General features: G+C 61.5%; 17 protein-coding genes and 1 pseudogene. 16 read left to right on the forward strand and 2 right to left on the reverse strand.

Annotated elements, in window-relative coordinates:
* The first annotated feature begins 78 nt into the window (after window positions 1–78).
* The 3 genes and pseudogenes from CHY22_RS00275 to CHY22_RS00285 form a co-directional block, all read left to right on the forward strand.
* A complete protein-coding gene (locus CHY22_RS00275) occupies window positions 79–1,383 on the forward strand; it encodes an MFS transporter (RefSeq protein ID WP_089571611.1) in 1,305 nt (434 codons plus the stop codon).
* A 157-nt stretch (window positions 1,384–1,540) separates the two neighbouring features.
* Window positions 1,541–2,119 (forward strand): xanthine phosphoribosyltransferase, encoded by a 579-nt coding sequence (locus tag CHY22_RS00280; RefSeq protein ID WP_089571612.1) that lies wholly within the window; start codon window positions 1,541–1,543, stop codon window positions 2,117–2,119.
* Window positions 2,120–2,284: 165 nt separating this feature from the next.
* Window positions 2,285–2,584, forward strand: a pseudogene (locus CHY22_RS00285) (peptide chain release factor-like protein); the annotation flags it as partial.
* Between the two features lie 87 nt (window positions 2,585–2,671).
* On the opposite strand, the gene CHY22_RS00290 reads toward CHY22_RS00285, so the two are convergent.
* Both CHY22_RS00290 and CHY22_RS00295 read right to left on the reverse strand, forming a co-directional pair.
* Window positions 2,672–3,634 carry a diacylglycerol kinase family protein gene (locus CHY22_RS00290; protein WP_089571613.1) on the reverse strand — a complete coding sequence of 321 codons (963 nt, stop codon included), beginning with the start codon at window positions 3,632–3,634 and terminating at the stop codon, window positions 2,672–2,674.
* Window positions 3,635–3,720: 86 nt separating this feature from the next.
* Window positions 3,721–5,142: a chloride channel protein gene (locus tag CHY22_RS00295; RefSeq protein WP_195403958.1), complete on the reverse strand. Its 1,422-nt coding sequence runs from the start codon at window positions 5,140–5,142 to the stop codon at window positions 3,721–3,723.
* A gap of 211 nt (window positions 5,143–5,353) precedes the next feature.
* Between CHY22_RS00295 and glp the strand changes: the two genes are divergently transcribed.
* From glp to CHY22_RS00360, 13 genes are all read left to right on the forward strand, one after another.
* Complete coding sequence (gene glp, locus CHY22_RS00300) at window positions 5,354–6,616, forward strand: gephyrin-like molybdotransferase Glp (RefSeq protein ID WP_089571946.1); 1,263 nt, start codon at window positions 5,354–5,356, stop codon at window positions 6,614–6,616.
* A gap of 10 nt (window positions 6,617–6,626) precedes the next feature.
* Window positions 6,627–7,106 carry a MogA/MoaB family molybdenum cofactor biosynthesis protein gene (locus tag CHY22_RS00305; protein WP_089571614.1) on the forward strand — a complete coding sequence of 160 codons (480 nt, stop codon included), beginning with the start codon at window positions 6,627–6,629 and terminating at the stop codon, window positions 7,104–7,106.
* Window positions 7,107–7,310: 204 nt separating this feature from the next.
* Window positions 7,311–8,186 (forward strand): molybdate ABC transporter substrate-binding protein, encoded by an 876-nt coding sequence (gene modA / locus CHY22_RS00310; RefSeq protein WP_089571615.1) that lies wholly within the window; start codon window positions 7,311–7,313, stop codon window positions 8,184–8,186.
* A 68-nt stretch (window positions 8,187–8,254) separates the two neighbouring features.
* Window positions 8,255–9,697 (forward strand): molybdate ABC transporter permease subunit, encoded by a 1,443-nt coding sequence (gene modB, locus CHY22_RS00315; RefSeq protein WP_233502800.1) that lies wholly within the window; start codon window positions 8,255–8,257, stop codon window positions 9,695–9,697.
* A 3-nt stretch (window positions 9,698–9,700) separates the two neighbouring features.
* Window positions 9,701–10,771, forward strand: coding sequence for an ATP-binding cassette domain-containing protein (locus CHY22_RS00320; RefSeq protein WP_089571617.1), 1,071 nt, complete (start codon window positions 9,701–9,703; stop codon window positions 10,769–10,771).
* A 428-nt stretch (window positions 10,772–11,199) separates the two neighbouring features.
* Window positions 11,200–12,483 carry a double-cubane-cluster-containing anaerobic reductase gene (locus CHY22_RS00325; protein WP_089571618.1) on the forward strand — a complete coding sequence of 428 codons (1,284 nt, stop codon included), beginning with the start codon at window positions 11,200–11,202 and terminating at the stop codon, window positions 12,481–12,483.
* Window positions 12,484–12,637: 154 nt separating this feature from the next.
* Window positions 12,638–13,801: a double-cubane-cluster-containing anaerobic reductase gene (locus tag CHY22_RS00330; protein WP_089571619.1), complete on the forward strand. Its 1,164-nt coding sequence runs from the start codon at window positions 12,638–12,640 to the stop codon at window positions 13,799–13,801.
* Window positions 13,802–13,851: 50 nt separating this feature from the next.
* Window positions 13,852–14,616 (forward strand): acyl-CoA dehydratase activase, encoded by a 765-nt coding sequence (locus tag CHY22_RS00335; protein ID WP_089571620.1) that lies wholly within the window; start codon window positions 13,852–13,854, stop codon window positions 14,614–14,616.
* 14 nt (window positions 14,617–14,630) lie between these two features.
* A complete protein-coding gene (locus CHY22_RS00340; protein WP_089571621.1) occupies window positions 14,631–15,848 on the forward strand; it encodes a glycosyltransferase family 4 protein in 1,218 nt (405 codons plus the stop codon).
* Window positions 15,841–16,890, forward strand: coding sequence for a selenide, water dikinase SelD (gene selD / locus CHY22_RS00345; protein ID WP_089571622.1), 1,050 nt, complete (start codon window positions 15,841–15,843; stop codon window positions 16,888–16,890). Before CHY22_RS00340 ends, selD begins: the two co-directional genes overlap by 8 nt.
* A gap of 61 nt (window positions 16,891–16,951) precedes the next feature.
* Window positions 16,952–17,578: a sulfurtransferase-like selenium metabolism protein YedF gene (yedF, locus tag CHY22_RS00350; protein ID WP_089571623.1), complete on the forward strand. Its 627-nt coding sequence runs from the start codon at window positions 16,952–16,954 to the stop codon at window positions 17,576–17,578.
* A 19-nt stretch (window positions 17,579–17,597) separates the two neighbouring features.
* Complete coding sequence (locus tag CHY22_RS00355; protein WP_022095212.1) at window positions 17,598–17,849, forward strand: DUF3343 domain-containing protein; 252 nt, start codon at window positions 17,598–17,600, stop codon at window positions 17,847–17,849.
* Window positions 17,846–18,988 (forward strand): aminotransferase class V-fold PLP-dependent enzyme, encoded by a 1,143-nt coding sequence (locus CHY22_RS00360; protein ID WP_089571624.1) that lies wholly within the window; start codon window positions 17,846–17,848, stop codon window positions 18,986–18,988. The genes CHY22_RS00355 and CHY22_RS00360 overlap by 4 nt, the downstream gene beginning before the upstream one ends.
* Window positions 18,989–19,095: the final 107 nt, after the last annotated feature.

Consider the following 19,095-nt stretch of genomic DNA (forward strand, 5'->3'; position numbering starts at 1 on the left):
GTAGGCGGGACCCCAATCGCGACTGTTTGTAGGCGATTGGGGCCCCGTTTTTGCGTTGCGCCACTCGAAAGGATGGATATGGAGAAAACCGCAGAGCAGCTGCGCCGCGAGCACATTGCCCTTGAGGGCGAAACCCATGGCAAGAACAAATGGGCGATTCTGTTTACCGTGCTCATCATGACGTTTATGTCGTGTCTGGATTCGACCGTCGTGACCGTGGCGTTGCCCGTGATGCAAAAGGAGCTGGGCGTGGGCCTCGACCGCATCCAGCTGGTGAGCTCGGTGTACCTGCTTGCGACATGCGTGTCTATGCTGCCGTTTGGCCGCTTGGGCGACGTGCGCGGCAAGGTGGGCGTATTCCAGCTGGGCGTAATCGTTTTTACGGCCGGCTCGCTGCTTTGCGGCCTTTCGAGTTCGCTCGAAGTTCTTATTCTGGCACGCATTGTTCAGGGCGTCGGTTGCGCGGCGGCCATGGCCAACAACATGGGAATCATCACCGAGTCGTTTCCGGCGCGCGAGCGCGGTCGTGCTATGGGTATCCTCGCGACCTTTGTGGCCCTCGGCATGATGTGCGGCCCCGTGCTGGGCGGCATGCTGGTGGCAAGCTTTCCCTGGGAGAGCATCTTCCTCATCAACCTGCCCATTGGCGTCATCTCGTTTATCGTGGGGCTTTACACACTGCCGCATGTTAAGCCGGAGGCCGGCGAGCGCCCCATGTCGCTGGCGGAGGCCGCGCGTCGCTGCTTTGCGAGTTCGGCTTTTACGATTAACTTGGCATGCATGCTTATTGTGTTTATCGGCATCGGTGCATCTGAGTTTGTGCTGCCGTTCTATTTCCAGGATGCCCATGGCTTTAGCTCCGATATTTCCGGACTGCTCTTTTTGGCGCTGCCGATGGTGAATGCCTTTATCGGGCCGCTTTCGGGTACGGTTTCGGACCGTGTTGGCTGCGAGGGTCCCACGGCGGTCGGCCTGGGTGTGTACGTATGCGGTCTCTTTGCGGTAAGCACGCTCGACGAGCACTCCTCCATCCCTGTGATCGTGTGCTGTGTCGCGTTTATGTCGTGCGGCACGTCGATTTTCCAGAGCCCCAATAACTCCCTGTACATGGGCTCGGCTCCGCGCGAAGCGCTCGGTTTTGCTGGCAGCTTGGGCAGTTTGGCGCGCTACGCCGGCATGGCACTCGGTATTACGGTGGCGTCGAATATCCTGTATGGGCAGATGAGCGTGGCGATGGGCGAGGCCGTGACCAGTTTCGTTGCAGGCCGTCCGGATGTGTTCTTATTCGGCTTTCGCTCGGTGTTCTACGTGCTCATGGCTGTGGCCGCTGTGGGCTTTGCGCTCGCCATGGTGCGTTTGGTGAAGATGCGCGCCCGCCATTAGCGTGTTGGGAGGCCGTCTGCCACGATTCGCGCCGTCCCAAAAAGACTGGTTTGTGGTGCGATGTGGCTTGTGGGACGGGCGGGGGTCGGTCCGTGGTAGACTATCGAACAACGTTTATTAATCGCGCGGTATCGTTGCCGCGAGAAGGGGTTGCGCCATGCAGGAGCTTGAGGATCGTATTCGCCATGACGGCATCGTAAAGGCCGGTAACGTCCTTAAGGTTGATGCCTTCCTCAACCACCAGTGCGACGTTGAGCTGTTCGATCACATGGGCGCTGAGTGGGCCCGTCTGTTCGAGGGCGTCGAGATCAACAAGATCCTGACGATCGAGGCTTCGGGCATTGGCATGGCCTGCATTGCAGCTCAGCATTTTGGCGGCGTGCCGGTGGTCTTTGCCAAGAAGGCCCAGTCCATTAACCTCGACGGCGAGCAGTATGCCACGACCATCTACTCCTTTACCAAGCAGAAGGAGTACCCGGTCATCGTGGGCAAGCGCTTCCTGTCCGAGGGCGATAAGGTCCTAATCATCGATGACTTCCTGGCCAACGGCTGCGCACTTGAGGGCCTTATCAAGATCTGTGAGGCCGCGGGTGCCGAGGTTGCTGGCATTGGCATTGCGGTGGAGAAAGGCTTCCAGGGTGGTGGCGATAAGCTCCGCGAGCGCGGCTTCCGCGTTGAGAGCCTGGCTCGCATTGCCGATATGGACTGCGAGAACGGCGAGATCACCTTCGCCTAAGCGCGCAACACAAGCGATTGGTATGCGATGTGACAAAGGGACTGTCCCTTTGTCACATTTTTTTGTATGAGGGGAGGTGCTGATATGGACGAGAACAAGATGGAATGGCGCGAGTATGCGCGCTATGCCGAGATGTCGGCCGAGGAGTTGGCGCGCGATTGCGAGGTGCAGGTGTTTCGTGCGACGGGTCCGGGCGGGCAGGGCGTGAACACGACGGACTCGGCGGTGCGTATGAAGCATGGGCCCACGGGGATTGTTGTGACGGCGCGCGAGAGCCGTAGTCAGTTTCAGAATCGCGCGAGCTGCCTGCGTAAGCTGCGCGCAGAGCTTGAGCGTCGTGGCCGTCCGCCGCGCCGTCGCGTCAAGACCAAAGTGCCCCAGCGATCGCGCCAGCGCAGGCTCAACGACAAGCACTTCAATGCGATTAAAAAGGCTAACCGTCGCAAGCCGGGCGGGGAGGAATGATCTTCTCAATAAGTTGCGGTGAAATAGGGACTGTTTCGCGGCTTTAACTGCATAAACAGTCCCTATTTCACCGCAACTTAGGTGGGGTTAGCGGGTTGGGTGCCAGACTTGGAGGGCGCCGGGTAGGATGTCGACTTCGATGCGCGAGGCGACGATGGGCTCGCCGTCGGCCTGGATGGGGTAGTCGGGCTCCTCAAAAGTTAGCTCGGCATGGCGGCAGCGGCGCATGCGAACCGGTGGCAACTTGGTATGGTGGCCGTCCTTGGCCGAAAGGAACATAGGCAGGGCTACCGCGCGAGGGACGGGGCCGCAGGCGTAGCAGACGTCGAGCATGCCGTCGCAGGGGTCGGCATCGGGGCAGATGCGATAGCCCGAGCCATAGGTAGGACCAAGCTGAATCGCCATGATGATCGCCCTCACGCGCTCGGCGGGCGCGCCGTCAAAGCTGACTGTCATGGGGTGGCTGCGATAGCGCAGGCCAAACTGCTCAAGTCCCGAAAGGGTGTAGAGCGGAGCACCCGTCAAGCCGGTCTTTTTGCGCAGCTCGGTGGTGCCAAGGCCGATGGCGGCATCGATGCCGACCGAGAGCGTCTGGTCGTAATACTCGACGATCGCCTCGCCGCTGCCGCTTGCGGGGTTCCATGAGCGAATCCGCCCGATGTCCTGACGCTGCAGCTCACAGGTGAGTAGCGCGCCAAAATCCTTGCCGGAGAAATCTTCGATATCGAGCGTCTGGGCAAAATCGTTGCCGGAGCCCACGGGCAGGACGGCAAGAGCGGGGCGGGCGTCCTCCTTTTGCGTCATAAGCCCGTTGACGACTTCGTGGATCACGCCGTCGCCGCCGAGTGCGATAACGGTGCGATAGCCCTGAGCCTGTGCGGCAAGCTCCTTGGCGTGTCCCATGTGCTCGGTTAGCACCAGGTCAAACTGGGATGCGCGCGCGGTCATATCTAAAAAGCGCTGCAGGCGCTCGGCAACCTCGCGCGCGGCGCCCGACTGGGCGGCGGGGTTGGCGATGATGAGCGTGCGGCCAAAATCAGTTGCGTGCATGGGGCGACTCCCGGCGTGTGGCATGACGGTGCGGTCGCGCTCAGGTCGAATTGCCCCCGATTGTGGCTGCACGGCGATTATTACATCTACTCTATCAGGTCGTTGTGGCGCTCGATAGCATCCGCTACCGTACCGCCCTCATCCACAATAAGCGAACGGCGCTTGGGTGAGATGATGCGCTGGGCAGGGTACACGCCGCGGTGTCCGCCGGTTAGGTAGCTGATAAAGGCCACGATGACAAAGAACCCGGCGGCCGTGCCGTGGAACAGGTCGATGGCCATCATGCAGGTGGTGATGGGCACGTTGAGGCCGGCGCAGAACACGCCGAGCATGCCGAGAGCCGCCAGAAAACTGGGTTCAAGCCCGGTAAGGCAACCGATCCAGCCACCGAGTGCCGCACCGATGCCAAACAGGGGCGTGACCTCGCCGCCTTGGAAGCCCGCGCCCAGGGTAAGCGCTGTGACGACCAACTTGATGGCTGCGTCCGCCAGGGTGGTGTTACCTGCAAATCCTGCGCCGGAAAGCCACGTGGAAAGGCCGGCGTAGTCCCAGGCGTCGAGGAGGGCATAGGCGGTCAAAACCACGAGTGCGCCTATGAGTGCGCGGACGAGGTAATTGGTGATAAAGCGACCGTACAGGCTTTTGACGGTTCGAACCGACCAGGCAAAGAGGCGTGCCGTCAGGCCGAAGATAATGGCGCTGATAACAACGATGACAACCGTTCGTGGTGTCATGTTGGGAACGCTGGCGATGACATTCGCCTCGTACTCGGTTCCCAAGGCAAGCGACGTAAAGTAGCCGGTAAACGAGGCGACCAGGCAGTAGATGCCCGCGGTGTAGTCGATCTTGCCGATAAAGCACATCTCCATGCCAAAGAAAGCTCCAGCAAGGGGCGAGCCGAATACGGCGCCAAAGGCCGACGAGATGCCGGCGAGCATGAGGTCGTGGTGGTCATGTTTTTTGAGGTGGGCGAGGTTCGAGATGTTGCTGGCGATGGTGCCGCCAATCTGCACCGCGGCCCCCTCGCGACCGGCAGATCCGCCCGTTAGGTGCGTGAGCGTGGAGCAGACGAAGGTAAGGACGGCCATGCGCATATGGATGAGACGTGTGCTCAGAGCGGAGTCGATGACCAGGTTGTTACCGCGTTTGGCGGCAAGGCCGTGGTTTTTGTACACCCATGCGGTGGCAACGCCCACAACAGGAAGCAAGGCGTAGACCCACGCGTGGTGCTCGCGATAGTCGGTCGCGATATTCAGCGAGGCCAAAAACGCCCAAGCGGCAACGCCCATGGCGAGCGAGACGATGACGACGAGCGCGAGCAACTTGGCGCTCGCGAGTAGGTTGCGGGCGTTGCGGCGCGTGTCGGCAGCCAAGAGATGCTCGGAGCGGGTGAGCTGTTGCCTGCCTGCCATGATGACGTCATTAAGGGAGAAAAAGCCGCCGTCGTCGAGCGACTGGGAATGATCCTGCGCCTCGTTTGCGCTTTCGGGTTTGTCGGTATAAGCCATACGTTCCTCTTTTGGGTTGCAACACGAGCATTATAGAACGTGCCATACGTGACAAACCGGCAGGTTGGTTTTGGTTTTGTTTCGCGGCTTGCGGCCGACAGATGTATTCGCGGCCGCGGGCGAGGTCTTGAGCAGGCGGCGAGGGATTATACTGAGATAAACATAAAGAATCGGCGCTTTTGTTGCGCGCCGCAGCATGCTAGAGGTGCATATGGCTGAGAAACTCATTCCGTTGGAGGACGCACAGGCGATCGTCTTGTCGCACGTGAATCGCACCGAAGTTGTCGAGATTCCCGTGTGGCAGGCCGTCGGTCTTCCCTTGGCAGAGGACGCGGTGGCCGATATCGACATCTCGCCGTTTGCCAACAGCGCTATGGACGGATATGCCGTGCGCTCGGCGGATTTGGCGCAGGCATCTGGTGAGGCGCCGGTGACGCTCGACGTTATCGGACACGAGGCCGCGGGCCATGTGTTTGAGGGCACAATTGGCGCGGGCGAGACGGTCCGCATCATGACGGGCGCGCCGGTGCCCGAAGGTGCCGATGCCGTGGTGAAATACGAGATCGTTGATGTGCTCGACGGCGATGGCAACGAGGGCTCGCGTGTGAGGTTCTCGGCGCCTGCCAAGGTGGGGGAGAACGTTCGCTCTGCCGCCGAGGAGGCGCATGCCGGCGATATCGTGATGCGTGTCGGCGAGGTTGTGGCACCGGCGGGCGCCGGCTTGCTGGCGAGCTCCGGGTATGCGAGCGTGAAGGTGCATGCCGCTCCGCGCGTGGGCATTATCTCGCTGGGGACGGAACTGGTCACGCCGAGTAAGGTACCGGCGCGCGGTCAGATTCGCGATTCCAACTCGTCGGCGTTGATGGCCGAGGCGCTCGATGCAGGAGCCGAGCCCGTGTTCTACGGCATTGCGCCCGATGATGAGCAGGCGATTGCCGAGCTGGTGCATCGTGCCGTGCAGGAGTGCGATTTTGTCATTACGAGCGGTGGCGCCTCGGCGGGCGATTACGATTTCGTGACGGCGCTCGTCCGGCGCGAGGGCGAGGTGCTGTTTGACCGCATCTCGATGCGTCCGGGCAAGGCCATCACGTTTGGCTTGCTCGGCGGCAAGCCGTATCTGGGGCTTTCGGGCAATCCCGCGGCGGCGTATGTGGGCTTTGAGATGCTCGCGCGCCCGGCGATTCGCAAGATGCGCGGTTTTGCCGAGGGGGCGCGTCCCGTGCAGCAGGCGACGCTCACGCACGGCGTGAAAAAGCGACAGCATCGCCGCTTCTTCGATCGCGCCACGGTTTTGCGCGACTCCGAGACCGGTGAGCTGTTGGTGACCGAGGCCAAGACGCAGAATTCGGCGTTGCTCGGCACGATGCAGCGGGCCAACTGCCTGTTGCGTATTGACGAAGGTCCGTGCGAGCTCAAGGCGGGCGACGTCGTGGATGTCGTGCGTGTCGACCTGCCTGAGGGCGCCGTGTTGTAGGAGGAATGCTATGGAGCTGAAGATATCGATCGTGACGTGTTCGGATACGCGGGACCTTGCCCAGGACGAGGCCGGTGCCGCACTCGAGGAGCTTATCGAGGCGCAGGGATGGACGGTCGCCTCGCATGTGGTCGCGCGCGATGACGTCAGCGAGATTGGTGATGCTATTGTGGAAGCCGCCGATGAGTGCCACGCCAATGTCGTGCTCACCTGCGGCGGCACGGGGCTTTCGATGCGCGATGTGACGCCCGAGGCGACGCGTGCCGTCTGCGATCGCGAGGTGCCGGGTATTGCCGAGGCGATCCGTGCGTACTCGATGACCAAGACGCGCCGCGCCATGCTCTCGCGCGCTATTTGCATGCAACGAGGTCATACACTTGTCGTAAACTTTCCCGGTTCTACGAAGGCCGCTCGCGAAAGCTGGGAGGCCATAGCGGACCAGCTGGAGCATGCGGCTCAGATGACAGCGGGCGGCGGACATACCAACTAAGCGATTTACCTGCGGCGGAGTGACCTGAACGGCTGCTCCGCTTTTTATTTGCGCCCAAGGGGACGGCATTCTGTAGGCATGCCTGAAGCTATATTCTCATAAGAGAATAATTTCTCATAATCATTATTCGCACCGAAGTATAATTTAATTACAGAATAAAGCCCGCGGTGGGGTACCCGGGCACAAGGTCCGAAAGGGTTGAACATGTTCGATATGGTTTCTCGCCGCGGATTCGTCTCGCTCTCTACTGTCGCCGCTGCCGGCCTTGGGCTTGCCGGCTGCTCCGGCAACAAGGAGCCTGAGGCGACCGGCTCCGATGCCGGCTCCGCCAAGGCCTCTTCCAAGAAGGAAACCGTCGAGCTGCAGGTCTTTGCCGCCAACTCGCTCGAGAAGGCTTTGCCCGAGGTTCAGAAGCTCTACACCGAGCAGACCGGTACCACCTTTGCCGACACGCAGTTTAAGGCGTCTGGCGACCTCGTTGAGCAGATGCGTGCCGGTGCCACGGTCGACGTGCTCATCACCGCTTCCAAGGGCACCATGGATGACGCTGAGACCGTCGAGCTCGTCGATGCCGACACGCGTGAGGATATGTTCGTCAACGACCTCGTGATCATTCGTGCCGAGGGCTCCGACACCAAGGTCGAGGCCATCGCCGACGTCGCGAATCTGGACGGCAAGATCGCCATTGGCGACGCCAAGACCGTTCCCGCCGGCAAGTACGCCAACCAGGCGCTGGCTTCTGTGGGCCTCTATACCGGCACCGAGGGCGACGACGGCGAGTATGCGCCCGAGATCGCCGACAAGGTCGCACTGGCAGACAAAGTTGGTACCGCCGCCGCCTATGTGTCTACAGGCGACTGCGTTGCCGGTTTTGTCTACAGCTCTGACATCTACCGCTACAACGGCATCGAGGAGGCCTTCGTGTGCCCCGAGGACTCGCACAAGCCCATCGTGTATCCGGGCGCCGTTGCCGAGAGCTCCGAGCATGCCGACGAGGCTAAGGCGTTCATCGACTTTTGCCTGTCCAACAAGAAGGCTCAGAAGATTTGGGCTAAGTACGGCTTTGAGCTTTCCGCGTAGTGCGGCTTGGCGCGATAATTCCATCGTTTTGTGTTTCACTCCGTCCTTGTATTCGCTTGGAGCTTTTCGTGCTTAATAGATTCCGCATGCTTGTCGCCTGTGCTTTGACCTTCGCGCTTTGCTGGGTGCCGGGATTTGCGATTGCTGGGGACGCTGAGGACGGGGCCCAGGTTGCTGCGACCGCTCATGGGCTTTCCTATGGGATCGAGGGTTTTGAGCGGTTGGCCAAGGGGACCGCTCGTGCCATGGAGGGCCAGCCTGAGGGCTACCGGTTTCCCGTTGACGAGGACGTGGACCTTGTAGTGGCGCCTGCTGCCGATCGCGTTGTGGTGTGGATATCGCCCAAGGCGGTCGAGAAGTTTGGATTGGATCCGCAGGACAACGAGTGCGTATCGGGTCTCAAGGCCCTCGTCTGCGAGCTCGACAGCGCAAACTCCATGGGAGGTGCGCAGCTAGGGGACGTTGATCTTCCTTGGTATGTTACGGCGGAAACAACGTTTGATGCCGGCGGTTATACCTATGGCTTTGACGAGCGCGGTGCGGATGGGGACCGCTATGTGGTGATTGCATCGGCCTCGGGTGATGCCAAGGGCGGCGCGCGTTGGCTTGATAGCGCTCAAATGGTAGAGGCATCGTCTGTCGTGTTGCGGGATGAGCAGGGGCCCTTGACCTCTCTGGCCTCCTTTTTAGGCGGCATCGACTACCGCCCGTTTTGGGTGTCTATCAAAACGAGCGGCCTTGCCCTGGTGATTGCCTTTGCACTGGGCCTGTTTGCCGCGTGGAAGACTATGGGTACCTCGAGTCGCATCAAGGGCCTGCTCGATTCGGTCTTTACGATTCCTATGGTGCTGCCGCCCACGGTCTGCGGCTTTCTGCTCCTCATGCTGTTTGGCCGCTCGATCGGGGTGGGCCAATGGCTCATCGCGCACGGCATCTCGATCGTCTTTACCTGGCCCGCGGCGGTCATTTCGGCTGTCGTTGTGTCGTTTCCGCTGGTCTACCGCACGGCGCTCGGAGCCTTCGATAGCCTCGACACGCAGATGCTCGACGCCGCGCGAACCTTGGGGTGGTCCGAACGTCGCATCTTTGCCAAGCTCATGATGCCGCTCGGCTGGCCCTCAATCGCGGCGGGCACGGTGCTCGCCTTCGCTCGCGCGATGGGCGAGTTTGGCTGCACGCTGTTCTTTGCGGGCAACTACGCCGGCATTACGCAGACCATTCCCATTGCGATTTACTTTGAGTGGATGGGCGGCAATACGTCGGTGGCTCTCTTTTGGGTCGTGGTCGTAATAGCGTTCAGCTTCCTGGTCATCCTATTCATCAACATGTACACGGCGCATTCTCAAAAGTATCGCGAGCGCGGTCTCTCCCGTGCGGAGCGCAAGCAGGCCAAAGAGCTCGCCGGACAGGGCGATTCGCTTGACCCGGTGGGCGGTGATGCCTTGCGTATCGATCGCGAGGCGCTGGCCGAGCTTATGCGCGATGGCGCGGTCGCAAAGGGAGGTCGATAAGCCATGTCGCTCGTTCTGGATATCAAAAAGCGCTATCCGGGCTTTACCCTCGACATTCAGCTCGATGCCGGCGAGGAGCGTGTGGCGCTGCTGGGCGCCTCGGGTTGCGGCAAGAGCTGCACGTTGCGCTGCATTGCCGGCGTGGAGACACCCGACGAGGGCAAGATCGTCGTCAACGGCGTGACCTTTTTTGACTCGGCGGCGGGTATCAACCTGTCGCCCCAGGAGCGAAAATGCGCCCTGCTGTTCCAAAACTATCAGCTGTTTCCCAACATGACGGTGGCCGATAACGTTTGCGCCGGTGTTAAGGATGCGGGTGACGCCGCCGCGCGCAAAAAGCTCGCCGAGCGCTATCTGGGCATTTTCGGTCTGGCCGATTTTGCCGACCGCTACCCCGCGCGCCTCTCGGGCGGTCAGCAGCAACGCGTGGCGCTTGCGCGCATGGTGGCGGCGCATCCGGGCATTTTTATGTTCGACGAGCCCATGAGCGCGCTCGATTCCTATCTTAAGAGCGCGCTCGAACAGAACATGCTCGATCTGTTCGATGTATGCAACCGTACCGTGCTCTACGTGAGCCACGACATCGACGAAGCGTGCCGCCTGTGCCGGCGCATTTGTGTGATGCACGACGGGCATATGGAGGAGATCGGCTCCGTCGAGGACGTGGTCCGTCATCCGCAGACGTTAGCCGCGCTGCGCTTGACGGGCTGCAAGAATACGAGCCGCGCGCGCAAGATCGGCGACGAAGAAGTTGAGGCCCTCGACTGGGGCATGACCTTCAACGTGGGCCGCGAGGTTCCCGATAATGTGGCGTACCTGGGCATTCGCGCAAGCTACTTCCATGTTGACAATCGCGCGGAGCGGGGTCGCAACAGCTATGATTTGCACGTGGCCCGAGTGAGCGATTCACGCTTTGAGCGCCTGGTGCTGTTGGACGTGCCGCGTACTGATGCGCCCACGCGTCTGCAGTGGAAGGTCAACAAAGTGAACGTAGCTGCCGACGGGCTGCCGCAAGCCGACGAGACCCTGCGCATGCATTTCGATGCGAGTAAGATCCACTTGGTTTGTCGATAGCGCCGGGTAATGCCGTCGGGGATATAAGCCTCGGCGGCTTTGTCTTGCCGTTCGCCGAATGAAGGATGACAAACTCTTATCAATCAAGATAATTATTTATTAAACGACGGCACACGAGGCTGTCGTACGAATGTCAACGGTGTTCGCATGGTCGATGACCGTTGATATAGTTGACCTTATCTTGTAAAGGAGGTGCGCACATGCCGCAGACGACATACATTCGCCGCGTTGCCGCGCGCGCCCTGTATATGGCTCGGAGCCGCATATGAGCAGGTATGTTCACGGCTCCGGGAGAGACGACGCACAACTAAATAACCGTCCGCAAGGCAGGTTCCCTAAAATTCCGGGTTTGAGCATGGCCGGGCAATCGCCGTCCGTCGTGCATCGATACCGTCGTTATCCGTTTTTGGTTCGAGAGGGGAACCGTCATGGCTGAAGAATTCGATTTCCATCCGATGTGGGAGAGTCTCGGCATGAATCTTGCCGACCACGACATGCTGCTGGGCGCCGTGGGCCAGATGTACGGGGACATGTTCCTGTCGCAGAACAACCGCCCCAAGTCCACGTCCTACTTGGACTTTGTGGCCACCAACATCCATAGCGGCCGCATTAAGGAGATGCTCGACAAGAAAGAGGCTGGCGAGGCCACCAAGATCGTGGGCTCGTTCTGCGTGTACGTGCCCGAGGAGATCGTGCTTGCCTGTGACGGCATTCCCGTTGGTCTGTGCTCGGGTGCCGATTGGGCAACGGACAAGGTCGAGGAGCACTTGCCGCGCAACACTTGTCCGCTTATCAAGAGCTTTGCCGGCTTTAAGCTGGGTGAGGTCTGCCCCTACATTGAGTCGAGTGACTTGGTGGTAGGCGAGAACACCTGCGATGGCAAGAAGAAGGCCTACGAGTTTTTTGCCACGCAAAAGAACATGTACGTCATGGATATTCCCAACGTGCACGACGAGTCGACGCTCGTGACCTGGAAGGCCGAGGTTAAAAAGCTCGCCGCCAAGATTGAGGAAGAGTGCGGCGTCACGATTACGCCTGAGCGTCTGAAGGCCGCCATCCGCGCCGTCAATGAGAAGCGTCGCGCCCTGCAGCGCCTCGCTGCCACGCGCGCTGCCGACCCAGCGCCCATTAGCGGTCTCGACAGCCTGCTGACCGTTCAGGCCGCCTTTATGGACGACACGCCGCGTCTGACCGGAGCCATCAACGATATGGCGGCCGAGTGTGAGCAGCGTGTCGAGGCCGGAGAGGGCGTGGCGCCCAAGGGAACCAAGCGCATCCTGTACACCGGCACGCCCATGGCCGTGCCCAACTGGAAGCTGTTCAACCTCATCGAGAAGGCCGGCGGCGTTGTGGTAGGCGAGGAGTCCTGCACGGGCTCGCGCTACTACAAGGATCTGGTCGACGAGTCCGGCGAGACGGTTGACGAGATGCTCGACGCCATCGCCGAGCGCTACTTTAAGATCAACTGTGCCGTCTTTACGCCCAACGACCAGCGTATGAAGGACATTGTCCAGATGGCCAAGGACCTGCATGCCGACGGCATTGTCGACGTGGCCCTGCAGTTCTGCACGCTCTACGAGATGGAGTCGTTTGCCGTGGAGAAGGCTGCCGAGGAGGCCGGCATTCCGCTTATGCACATCACGACCGACTACGCCGGCGAGGACGCAGGCCAACTGCAAACCAGGATGGAGGCTTTCTTGGAAACCATTTAGGGCTATCCGTCCCGGCGGCTTTCCCAGGCACCCGATCTTGCCGTTCAAACCGTCGCCTGCGAATCAAAGTACGCGACGCTCCTCTTTCACGGCAACCTCGGGCACCTGGGAAAGCCGTTTCCTTGGTTGGTTAAAAGGTTTGTTAAGGAGTTATATGTCGGAAAATATTGAGCAGCCGTTGCCGTCCACGTTTGAGGAGTTCAACGAGCAGCGCAAGGCGGCGTTTATTCGCGTCAAGGATTACAAACAGGCCGGCAATCGCCTGGTCGGCTTTTTGTGCAGCTATACGCCGCTCGAGATTATCGATGCCGCGGGCGCTGCAAGTGTGGCCTTGTGCGGCACATCCGACGAGGTGATTCCCGAGGCCGAGAAGGTGCTGCCGGCAAATCTGTGTCCGCTCATCAAATCGACGTACGGCTTTGCCTACTCGCAAAAGTGCCCGTTTACGTACTTTAGCGACATGATCATCGGCGAGACAACCTGCGACGGCAAGAAGAAGATGTACGAACTGCTCAACGAGCTCAAGCGCACGCACATTCTGCATCTTCCGCAGGGTCGCGATCGCGCCTACGAGCGTAAAGGCTGGTACGAGGAGTGCCGCCTGCTCAAGGAGGAGCTCGAGGGCTTCTACGGCATCACGATTACCGACGATGACCTGCGCGCTGCCGTCCGTCGTCGCAACCGTCTGCGTGCGGCCCAGCTCGAGGTGTTTGCGCTGCAGGCCAACCAGCCGGCTGCCATGAGCGGCGTTGACCTGATGAGCACCATGTTCGCCGGTACGTTCAGCTTTGATATCGAGGCCTATACGCAGCAGCTGGAGCAAAAGGTTGCCAAGCTGCGCGAGACCTACGACGCGGGCGAGCGCCCGGTTGCGGCGGATGCCAAGCGCATTCTGATCACTGGCTGCCCGGTGGGCGGCGTGATCAACAAGATCGGCCGTACTATCGAGTCCAACGGCGGTGTGGTCGTGTGCATGGACGACTGCTCGGGCGAGCGCACGGCGGCCATGATGATCGACCCGGAGGCTCCCGATATCCTGCGCGCCATCGCCGACCGCTACCTGGATATCAACTGCTCGGTCATGACGCCCAACGACGGTCGTATGGAAAACACGCTGGCCATGTGCGAGAAGTATCACGTCGATGGCGTAGTGGAGAGCGTGCTCCAGGCGTGCCATACCTTTAACGTGGAGAGCGCACACATGCAGGAAGCTGTCGAGGGTGCGGGCATTCCGTACATGAAGATTGAGACCGACTACAGCAACGGCGACATGGGCCAGATCGAGACGCGCATCGCTGCCTTTATCGAGACCCTGTAGGACAAATGCGGCAAAGGGATAGCTGCTTTGCCGCATAGAAGGAGGATGCCGTGGTTGGCATTGGTATCGACATAGGCTCGACGGCCGCGAAGGCTGCGGTGGTGGAGACGGACAACGCCATTGCGTGGACCTGCGTCATGCCGACGGGGTATTCGTCGGTCGATGCGGCCGAGCGCCTACGCGGTGAACTCGCCGCAGCCGGCTATGACGTGACGGGCGACGATGTTCGCGTGGTCGCGACTGGCTACGGCCGTGTCGCGGTGCCCTATGCCAACAAGGTAGTGACCGAGATCACCTGCCATGGTGCCGGTGCGGTCCGCCTGTTTGGCGAGCAGGGCACGGTGATCGACGTGGGCGGCCAAGATACCAAGGTCATCCAACTCAAGGGCGGCCGCGTGGCAAAGTTCGCCATGAACGACAAGTGCGCCGCCGGCACGGGGCGCTTTTTGGAGATCATGGCCGACCGCCTAGGCATTTCCCAGCAGCAGATGGCCGACCTGGCACGTTCCGGCGAGCCCACCAAGATCAGCAGCATGTGCACGGTGTTTGCCGAAAGCGAGGTCATCAGCCTGATCGGTCGCGGTGAGCCGCGCGAGAACATTGCGCGTGGCGTGATCGACAGCGTGGTCTCGCGCGTGGCGACCATGGCTGGGCAGGCCGCGGGCGCCCCGTACTACCTGACCGGTGGCCTGTGCGAGAACGCTTTCGTGGTGGAGCGGTTGGGCGAGCTACTGGGGTCGCCGGTGACCACCTCGCCCCAGGCTCGCTTTGCCGGAGCGATCGGCGCGGCTGTCCGCGCCGCCGCCTTGGCCTAGGGGTGTACCGCGACATGCGCATCCTCAATATCTCGGCACAAAAACCAGATAGCACTGGCAGCGGCACCTACCTTGCCGCGCTCGTGCGCGAGCAGATCGAGACGGGGCATCGCGCCGCCGTGCTTTGCGGCGCGGCACCGGGTGATACCCAAGGCGAGCTGGACCGGCGTGCTGCCGTGTTTGCCGTACCGTTCGAGTCGCCCGAGCTGCCGTTTCCCATCTGCGGTATGTCCGATGTCATGCCCTATCCCTCCACACGCTACCGTGACCTGACGCCTTCGATGCTCAAGGCGTTTGAGCGGGCATTTGCTGCTGCAATCGATCGGGCGGTGGCTGAGTTTCGGCCCGATCTGGTGCTCTGCCATCACCTGTATCTGGTGACCGCATTGGCGCGCGAGCGCGTCCGGGGCGTGCCGGTTGTTGCCGTATGCCATTCGACCGACCTGCGCCAGCTGCGTTCGCATGCGCTCGAGCGCGATCGCATCGTAAGCGCGGTTCGTCGGCTCGATGCCGTCTTTGCGCTCCATGCTGAGCAGGCTGAGCAGATTGGCCTGGTGTGCGGCGTCGATGTCGATCGCATCCACGTGATTGGGACGGGCTACGACCATCGCGTCTTCTGCCGTGATGCAAGCGTGGCGAGGCAGCCGGGATCGCTTGTGTACGTGGGTAAGATTTGCTTTAAAAAGGGCGTCGAGTCGCTGGTTCGAGCCGTGTCATTGCCGATTGACGATGACGTCTGCCCATCTGGCTTGGTACTTGTGGGCGGCCGCGGGGACGATGCCGAGTACGCGCGTATTGAGCGCTTGACCGCGGCCTCGGATGTGCCGGTGACGCTGGCGGGGCGCCTGGATAGCGATGGGCTCGTGCGTGCTTACCGCAGTTCCGACGTCTTTGTGCTGCCTTCGTTTTACGAGGGTCTGCCGCTCGTGACGATCGAGGCCCTCGCGTGCGGCTGCAAAGTTGTGGCGACCGATTTGCCCGGCGTTCGTCCCTGGATGGAGGCGATGCTTCCCGGTGCTCCCGTGACGTGGGTGGCGTCGCCGCGTATGACGGATGTCGACACGCCCGTGGCGGCCGACCTTCCGTTGTTTGAGCGCGCACTGGCAGATGCTATCGCGCAGGCGCTTGCGGCTCCGCCTTCGACGTTCGAGCCGTCGGCGGTCTCTTGGGAAGCGTGCCTGGCGCGTATACTTAAAGTCGTTGATTTGTTGGAAGGGGGTTCGTATGGCTAAGGACACCATGAGGCTCACGTCCATGACGGCCGCGAGCGGTTGAGCCGCTAAGTTGGCTCCCGGAGCCCTCGCCCAGGTCCTGGGCGACTTACCCAATGTGCATAACGACAACTTGCTCGTGGGGTTCGATACCTCCGACGATGCGAGCGTCTTCCGCGTAGGGGAGAACCTGGGGCTCGTGCAGTCCATCGACTTCTTCCCACCGATGGTCGATGACCCGTTCCTGTTTGGCCAGATCGCTGCGGCCAACTCGCTGTCGGACATCTACGCCATGGGCGGGCGGCCGAGCCATGCCATGAACCTGCTTTGCATACCCAGTTGCCTGGGCGTTGAGGTTGCCGGTCAGATTCTGGCGGGCGGTGCCGATAAGTGCGTCGAGGCGGGTTGCTCCATCGCGGGCGGCCACACCATCAACGACGACGAGCCCAAGTACGGTCTGTCCGTGAGCGGTTTTGTGCCACTCGACCACATGCTCGCCAACAGCGGCGCACGCGTGGGCGATGTTCTGCTGCTGACCAAGGCGATCGGCTCGGGCATCATCACCACGGCCATTAAGGGCGAGCTCATCGAGCAGGACGAGGCCGCAGCCATGTTTGACTCGATGTGTACCCTCAACGAGGCCCCGATTCGCCTGGCCGAGGGACTCGAGCTTCACGGCTGCACCGACATCACGGGCTTTGGCCTGATCGGGCATGCGTGCGAGATGGCCGAGGGCTCGGGCGTGCAGATTGAACTTGCGTCGGGGGCGGTGCCGCTCTTTGACCAGGTGCTCGATATGGCGCGTCTGGGCATTATTCCTGCCGGTGCCTACCGCAACCAGGACTTCTTTGGCCCGCGCGTGGCTGCCGACGAGGACCTGGAGCCGGGCAGGTTGGATGCGCTGTACGATCCGCAGACCTCGGGCGGTTTGCTCATCGCGGCGCCTGCTGCCGATGTGGATGGGCTTGCGCGTCGCCTGCATGCCGAGGGGCGCATCGCGGCCGTTGTCGGGCGCGTGTGCGAGGCGGAGCCGGGCGGTCCTGCCGTCCGCGTTGTTCGCTAGCCCGCACGTTTATGTAACTGTTTGCCGTTCTCTAGAACGGCTCTTTCGAAAGGAATTTGCTATGTCTACCAAGATTGAAGTCAATGCCATGGGCGATGCCTGCCCGCTGCCCGTCGTCAAGACGCTCAAAGCTCTGAAGCAGCTTGATGGCGAGGGTGCTGTGGTGACCTCGGTCGACAACGAGACCGCCGTCAAGAACATCTCCAAGATGGCGCAGGAGAAAGGTTGCACGGCCTCGGTCGAGAAGGTTTCTGACGCCGAGTGGCACGTGACCGTGGCGACCTCTGGCGCCGTTGCCGTGGCCGATCCAGAGCAGGATGGCGCTGCCTTCTGTGATGCCAGCGCCGGCAAGGGCAAGCTCGTCATTTCCGTCTACACCGACTGCATGGGCCGCGGCGACGACGAGCTGGGCCACAAGCTCATGAAGGCGTTTATCTTTGCCGTGACGCAGCAGGAGGAGCTGCCCGCGACCATGCTGTTCTACAACGGCGGCGCCAAGCTCACCGTCGAGGGCTCGCCGGTGCTCGATGACCTGAAGGGCTTGGCGGAGCAGGGTGTCGAGATTCTCACCTGCGGCACCTGCCTCGATCACTTTGGCATTAAGGACCAGCTCGCGGTGGGCGAGGTCACGAACATGTACGTGATCGTGGAGAAGATGGAGCAGGCCGTGCGCGTCGTGCGCCCGTAGCGTATTGGTTGGAGTTGCCATGAGGGAGAAGCGCCCGGCGCTTGTCATCACGTTTCCCACCACGGCGGCCGCCATGGGCTGCGAGTCCCTGTGCATCGAGCGCGGCCTTCCCGGGCGAACGATTCCCGTGCCCGGGGAGGTCGCTGCCGGCTGTGGTCTGGCGTGGAAGGCGTTGCCTGCCGATGAGGAGCTGCTGCGCGGCGAACTCGCCGCGGCGGGCGTTCCCACCGAGGGCTATACCGTGATTGATATGTGGGAGGTCGTGCGATGATCTACCTGGATAACGCGGCGACGACCATGCACAAGCCGCAGACGGTCATCGATGCCGTGACGCAGGCGATGTGCTCGCTCGGCAATGCCGGGCGCGGCGCCACGTCGGGTGCCCTCGATGCCGCTCGTACGATTCACGGTTGCCGTGCCAAGCTCGCGCGCCTTTTAGGTTGCCCGAGGGCGGACCATGTGTGCTTTACGCCCAACTCTACGGCGGCGCTCAACACCGCCATCTGTGGCGTGGTGCGCCCCGGCGACCGCGTGGTCACGACGGTGCTCGAGCACAACTCCGTGCTGCGTCCGCTCAACCGCCTGGCAGTGGAGCGGGGTGTGACCGTTGAGCATGCGGGCTGTGACGCGAACGGCGTGCTCGACTATGACGAGCTCGAGCGGCTGGTCACGCCCGGTACGCGTGCCGTGGTGGTGACGCATGCCTCTAATGTGACCGGCAACGCGGTCGACATTGCGCGCGTGGCGGCCTTGGCACATGCCGCGGGTGCGCTTGTGATCGTCGATGCCTCGCAGTCTGCCGGTACGGCGCATATCGATATGCAGGCCATGGGGCTCGACGTGGTGTGCTTTACCGGCCACAAGGGGCTCATGGGCCCGCAGGGCACCGGCGGCCTGGCCGTGGCGGAGGACGTCGACGTGGCGCCCTGGGCCATGGGTGGCACGGGCGTGCACAGCTTCGATGCGTTGCAGCCCATGGAGTGGCCCACGCGGCTCGAGGCGGGCACGCTCAACGGTCACGGCATAGCGGGCCTTTCCGCAGGCCTTGATTTTATCGAGGCACAGGGTGGAGTTGAAGCGATTGCGACTCACGAACGCGCCCTGGCCGATCGCTTTCTCGCCGGTGTTCGTGAGATTCCGGAAATCAAACTCTACGGTGCCTTCGACCAGTCAGCACGCTCGGCGATCGTTTCGCTCAACGTGGGTGATATCGACTCTGCCGAGATCTCGGACGCGCTCATGCAGGGGTGGGGGATTGCGACGCGCCCCGGTGCCCATTGCGCTCCGCTCATGCACCGCGCGCTGGGAACCGAGCGCCAGGGCGTGGTTCGGTTCTCGTTTGGTTACTTCAATACGGCCGAGGAAGTCGACATGGCGATTGAGGCTCTGCGCGATTTGAGCTGCGATTAGACCAACCTTTTGCGCCCTTAGATAAACCGTTTGCGCTACCTTCCCGCATTGTCGCTTATACAGGGTAATGTGAAATGATGGCCCACTCTGGGACTCTGTATCTTTGC

The sequence above is a fragment of the Collinsella sp. TF06-26 genome (assembly GCF_002232035.1).
In the GTDB taxonomy this organism is placed as follows: domain Bacteria; phylum Actinomycetota; class Coriobacteriia; order Coriobacteriales; family Coriobacteriaceae; genus Collinsella.